At 71.7% G+C, this 5,556-nt stretch carries 5 protein-coding genes; 4 read left to right on the top strand and 1 reads right to left on the bottom strand.

Annotated elements, in window-relative coordinates; all coding sequences use genetic code 11:
* Nucleotides 1-25: 25 nt before the first annotated feature.
* From QJR14_06540 to QJR14_06525, 4 genes are all read left to right on the top strand, one after another.
* The gene (locus QJR14_06540) at nucleotides 26-1,681 is read left to right on the top strand and encodes an ABC transporter substrate-binding protein (protein ID MDI3317256.1); all 1,656 of its coding nucleotides are present in this window, start codon (nucleotides 26-28) and stop codon (nucleotides 1,679-1,681) included.
* Between the two features lie 9 nt (nucleotides 1,682-1,690).
* Nucleotides 1,691-2,704, top strand: a complete 1,014-nt coding sequence (locus QJR14_06535) for an ABC transporter permease (GenBank protein ID MDI3317255.1) — start codon at nucleotides 1,691-1,693, stop codon at nucleotides 2,702-2,704.
* 198 nt (nucleotides 2,705-2,902) lie between these two features.
* On the top strand, nucleotides 2,903-3,670 hold the full coding sequence (locus QJR14_06530; GenBank protein ID MDI3317254.1) for an ABC transporter permease: 768 nt from the start codon (nucleotides 2,903-2,905) through the stop codon (nucleotides 3,668-3,670).
* Nucleotides 3,671-3,840: 170 nt separating this feature from the next.
* Nucleotides 3,841-4,926: an LCP family protein gene (locus tag QJR14_06525; GenBank protein ID MDI3317253.1), complete on the top strand. Its 1,086-nt coding sequence runs from the start codon at nucleotides 3,841-3,843 to the stop codon at nucleotides 4,924-4,926.
* Nucleotides 4,927-5,031: 105 nt separating this feature from the next.
* Here QJR14_06525 and QJR14_06520 read toward each other — a convergent pair.
* Nucleotides 5,032-5,556: hypothetical protein (locus tag QJR14_06520; protein ID MDI3317252.1), on the bottom strand; the 525-nt coding region annotated here is incomplete at its 5' end.

Raw genomic sequence — 5,556 nt, 5'->3', positions numbered from 1 at the left:
AACCCGCCCCTGGAGGTGGCAGCGCATGTCGGATCGGACATCCGACCGGAAGCCGCTTGGCCGCAGGTACGTCCTCGGAATCGGTCTGCTCCGCCCGCGCGCGCAACGCCGGCTGGCGCTCGTGCTGGCGGGGCTCTTTCTTCTCCTGGCCGGTTGTGGCGGCGCCGCCCCAGCCGCGGGAGGGGGCTCCCGTGGAGAGACCCTGATCTACGCCATGGACACTTCCGACGCGGTCTCTCTCGACCCGGCGGTGGCCTACGAGTCGACCTCCGTCTTCGCCGCCCACCAGGCCTACAGCACGCTCGTCACCTTCCGGGGGAGCGACCTGACCAAGCCGGTGGGCGATCTGGCGGAGAGCTGGGAGATCTCCCCGGACGGGAAGAGCTGGACCTTCCACCTGAAGAGCGGTCTCCGCTTCGCCAACGGCGACCCGCTGACCGCCCGGGACGTCGCCTACTCCTTCGACCGGGCGATCCAACTGAACCAGGGTCCGGCCTGGCTCCTCACCCAATTCGGCATCGCCAAGGGAAGCACGGTGGCCGTCGACGCGCGCACGGTCCAGATCCGCCTGGACCACGCGGTCAGCCCCAACATCTTCCTCTCGGTGCTCACCTTCCCCGTCGCCTCGGTGGTCAACCCGCGCGAGGTGAAGGCGCACGAGAAGAATGGCGACATGGGCCAGGCCTGGCTCAACGGCCATTCCGCGGGAAGCGGGCCCTATATCCTGACCGGTTGGCAGCGCGAGTCCCAGATCACGTTCGAGGCCAACCCGCACTACTACGGGCCGAAGCCGGCCATCCAGAGCGTCATCATCAAGCACATGGCGGAGACCACCAACCAGCTGACCGCTCTCCGGCGAGGCGACATCGACATCGCCCACAACCTGAGCCCCGACCAGCTGCGCTCCCTCCGGGGCGAGACGGGCGTGAAGGTGCTCGACGGCCTCAACCTGGGCCTCGTCTACCTGGGCATGAACGCGGGCATGCCGCCCTTCGACAAGAAGGAGGTCCGGCAGGCGGTCCGCTACGCGATCGACTACGAGGGGCTGATCGGGGACATCGTCCAAGGGCACGCCATCCCGGTGCAGGGGATCGAGCCCAGCGGCATTCCCGGCTTCGATCCGGACCGCCCCTACGCGCATGACCCGGCCAAGGCGCGAGAGCTCCTCCATGCCTCGGGCGTGTCGAACCCCACCGTCGAGCTGCTCGCTCCCACCGGGCCCGATCCCACAGGCGCCGACTACGGAGACATTGCCGCGAAAGTCAAGAACGACCTGGAGCAGGTCGGCTTCCAGGTCAACGTCCAGCAGATGACGCAGGCCGCGCTCCTGGCCAAATACCGTGCCCAGGCGGCGCAGATGGTGCTGATGGGCTGGTTCCCGGACTACCCCGATCCCGACGCCAACGCCGAGGCGATGGGCGTCTACGAGAACAAGGAGCTGGCCTACCGCCTCCGCTACAGGAACGACCGGGTGGCCGCGCTCGTCAAGGAGGCGGCGGCCGAGGCCGACGCGGCCAAGCGGGAGTCGCTCTACCGCCAGATCAACCAGCGGATGATGGAGGACGGCCCCTTCGCGGTCCTCTACCAGCCCAAGAAGTCCGTCGCCATGCGCTCGGACATCCAGGGCTATGCCTACAACCCGCAGTGGACGGTGGAGCTGGCCGCCATCCGGAGGAAGTGACCCCGGCCCATGCCGCTGGCGCGTTTCGTCGTTCGACGCCTCGCCTTCACGGCACTGGTGCTCTTCGGGGTCTCGGTGATCACGTTCTTCCTGTCGCACGTGGTGCCCGTGGATCCCGTGGTCGCCGTGCTGGGCGAGCACGCCCGGCCGGAGCAGATCGCCAACCTCCGCCGGCAGTGGGGCTTCGACAGGCCGCTGCACGAGCAGTACGTGCTCTACGTGGAGCACCTGGTCCGCGGCGACCTGGGCGTCTCGCTGCGCACGCGCCGGCCGGTGCTCCACGACCTCGAGCAGTACTTCCCGGCCACGCTGGAGCTGGCGCTCGCGGCCATGCTGGTCGCCCTGCTGCTCGGACTGCCGTCGGGGATCGTCTCCGCCGTCTATCGCGACCGCTGGCCCGACCAGCTGACGCGGGTCGCCGCCTTGGCCGGTGTCTCGGTACCGGTCTTCTGGCTGGGCCTGCTCCTGCTCGGGATCTTCTACTACCGGCTGGGCTGGCTCCCGGGACCGGGGAGGCTGGACGACCTGATCGCCCCGCCGCCCCGCCTGACCGGTCTCTATCTCCTGGACAGCCTGCTGAGCGGCGACGGGGCCGCCTTCCGCTCGGCCCTGGCCCACATCGTCCTCCCGGCGCTGACCCTCGGCTACTACACCACCGGTGTCATCGCCCGCCAGACCCGCGGCAGCATGCTGGAGGTGCTCGGCCAGGAGTTCGTGCGCACGGCCCGTGCCAAGGGGCTGAGCGAGGCGGCGGTGGTCCTCGTCCACGCCCTCCGGAACGCCCTCATTCCCGTGCTGACGGTGACGGGGCTCTCCTTCGGGAGCCTCCTCGGCGGGGCGGTGCTGACCGAGACCATCTTCTCCTGGCCGGGCCTCGGCTGGTACGTGACCAACTCCATGCTCAACGTGGACCTGCCCGCCGTGATGGGCGTGACCCTTCTGGCGGCGGTGGTCTACGCGCTGGTCAACCTCCTGGTCGACCTGGGCTACGGGGTGCTGGACCCGCGCATCCGCTACGAGTAGGGCGGCGGTTAGGGGGTGAGCGTCATCGGGGCAGAACGTCCGGGCACGGAGCCTTCCTGGGCGGTCGCGGGGACGCGGGCGCCTTCCGGCGAGGTCGTGCCGGAGGCCCCCTCGACCGGAGCCCGAGCACCGGGGCGACCGGCGCTCCTCGCGAAGCTCCTGCGCAGTCCGCTGACGGCGGCCGGGGCAGCCGTCGTCCTGGTCTACGTCTTCCTGGCGCTGGCGGCTGGCGTCCTGGCGCCCTACGGGCCGACCGAGCAGGACCTGGCGGTGCGGCTGGCGCCGCCCGGCCCCGCGCACCTCCTGGGCACCGACTCGCTGGGGCGCGACATCCTCAGCCGCATTCTCTTCGGGGCGCGGATCGACCTCGTGATCGCCGTCACGGTGGTGGCGGCGACGGCGCTGGTCGGCTCGGCGGTCGGGCTCCTGGCCGGTTACGCGGGCGGTTGGGTGGACGAGGTCCTGATGCGGGTCACCGACATGTTCCTGGCCTTCCCCTCGCTGATCCTGGCCATGGCCATCGCCGCGGTCCTGGGCCCGAGCCTCCCCAACACCCTCGTCGCCATCGCGGCCGTCTCGTGGCCGGCCTACGCGCGGCTGATGCGCGGCCAGGTGCTGGCGCTCCGCGAGGCCCTCTACGTGGAGGCGGCGCGCTCGCTGGGGGCGAGCCCGGGGCGGATCGTCCTGCGCCACCTGCTTCCCAACGCGCTGGGACCGGTCCTGGTTCAGGCGACGCTGGACATGGGGGGCGTGATCGTCACCGCGGCCGGCCTCAGCTTCATCGGCTTCGGCGCCCAGCCGCCCACGCCGGAGTGGGGCCTGATGGTGAGCGACGGCCGTCGCACCATCATGGAGCAGTGGTGGGTGGCCACGTTTCCGGGGCTCGCCATCCTGCTGCTCGTGCTGGGGTTCAACCTGGTCGGCGACGGGCTCCGCGACGTCCTCGACCCGCGGTGGCGGCGCTGACGGGGCGCCGGACCGCCGGCGCAGGGCGCGGAGCCCGTACAGGGAACCTCCGCCCCCCTGGCTGCGTCTTTCTTCCGGGATGGCAAGCGACAGGAAGCGACGCCCGGCGACGCCCGTCTCCCGGCGGGTTCCGTCTGCGTGCCCCGGCGTCGCCCACAGGGGGATGGCGGATGGAGGAAGAGGTTCCGGGACGGGCCCTGGTGGCCCCGAACCCAGCAGCGGCGCGGCGCCCGCCGCGCCACCCTTCCGCCCGCGGCCGCCGCGCCCGCCAGGCCGGCTGCATCGGACGGGGGCTCCGCCTGGGCGCCGCCCTCCTCGCCCTGGCGCTGACGCTCAGCTCCTGCAGCGCCTGGCTTCCCTGGAACCGCGGCGGCGGGGGGGCGGACCGGGCTTCCTCGGCCGAGACGGAGCCGGCCTCGGGCGTCGCGGGCTGGCTGGCGGGCTCCGCCAAGCCCGTGACGGTGCTGGTCCTGGGGGTCATGCAGGGTCCGGGCATGCCGGCGCTGACCGACTCCATCCTGCTGGTCTCCGTCGACCCGGCGCGGAAGAGCGCCTGGCTCCTCTCGATCCCGCGCGACACCTGGGTGGAGATCCCCGGCCACGGGCAGGCCCGCATCAACGAAGCCTACGTGCGCGGCGGCGCCGACCTGGCCGAGGAAGTGGTCGCCGACCTGACGGGCGTCCGCCCCGACCGCTACGTGGTCGTGGACTACTCCGCCTTCAAGAAGCTGGTCGACGACGTCGGCGGCGTCACCGTGGACGTGCCGCGGACGCTCGACGACCCCACCTTCCCGGCGCCCGACGAGCGCCACTACGCGCCGCTCTACATCCCGAAGGGGGTCCACCACTTCAACGGCGAGGAAGCGCTGGCCTACGTCCGCGAGCGCCACGCCGACCCGCTGGGCGACCTGGGCCGCGCCCAGCGCCAGCAGCAGGTGCTCCTGGCGCTCAAAGACCAGTTCCTCAAGCCCGCCAACCTGCCCCGGGTCCCCGCCATCGCCGCCGATCTCTTCGGCATGATCAAGACCGACTTCCCGCTGACGCAGGTGCCGGCCTACGCGGCGCTGGCCAGCGAGATCCCGGGCGACCGGATCCGCAGCGCCGTGCTGGACTACGCCAGCGGCGCGGTCCGCGGCTGGGTGACGCCCGGCGGGGCGTGGGTGCTCCTTCCTGACAAGAGCGCGATCCGGGGCGTGGTCAGGAGGCTCGAGGCGCCGCCCGACCAGCGCCCGGCACGGGGGCCGAGCCGCCAGTGAGCGACCTCCGGCCCGGCTCGCGCCACACGTGACGAGCGGGCCGGAGGTCGAGACCCCTGGCGCGTCCGCAGCCCCAGTTCGGAAGCGTCGGCTCGGATCGCGCCGTCAGTTGCCCTCGAGCTGCCACCGCTCGATCGATCCTTCGGCCAAGAGGCTCTCGGCACCCTCGGTGAAGCGTCTTCCGGCGACGCCGGGCCGGGTGCGCACGCCCAGTCGTTCCAAAACCCTGGCGCGGCGCACGGCCCGCGCCACATCGTCCCGATCCACCACCGCCGAGACCTCCGCTACCAGCAGGATCTCGCCCTCGGCGTCCCGGGCGCGGACGACCGCATCGGCCAGCCGGATCTCCTCCAGGATCGCGTCGCTCTCCGCCTCGTCGAGCCGGCCCTGGTCGACCGCCTCGTCCAGCGCATCGACCAGCTCCTGCTTGGAGAGCACTCGGCCACGCCTGTACCGGCGGCCCAGGTAGGCCGGTGCGCTCTCGCAAAACTTCCGCTCCAGGCTGTCCCCTTTGAGAGCGGCGACGTCCACCAGGAGCTGCTGGACCACTTCCTCCATACGCTGCTGTGCCGCGGCCAAGCTCTCGACTCGCGCGGTCAGTGCGTCCACCCGCGCGGTGAGTGCCTCGAG

This window comes from Bacillota bacterium, assembly GCA_029961055.1.
Lineage (GTDB): Bacteria > Bacillota > Sulfobacillia > JAIMAT01 > JAIMAT01 > JAIMAT01.
Note: the sequence above shows the minus strand (reverse complement) of the source record. Positions and strands in the feature narration are given on the sequence as shown.

Coding starts and splice junctions, on each gene's coding strand:
- QJR14_06540 (MDI3317256.1), top strand. CDS start 26: ATGTCGGATCGGACATCCGACCGGAAGCCGCTTGGCCGCAGGTACGTC.
- QJR14_06535 (MDI3317255.1), top strand. CDS start 1,691: ATGCCGCTGGCGCGTTTCGTCGTTCGACGCCTCGCCTTCACGGCACTG.
- QJR14_06525 (MDI3317253.1), top strand. CDS start 3,841: ATGGAGGAAGAGGTTCCGGGACGGGCCCTGGTGGCCCCGAACCCAGCA.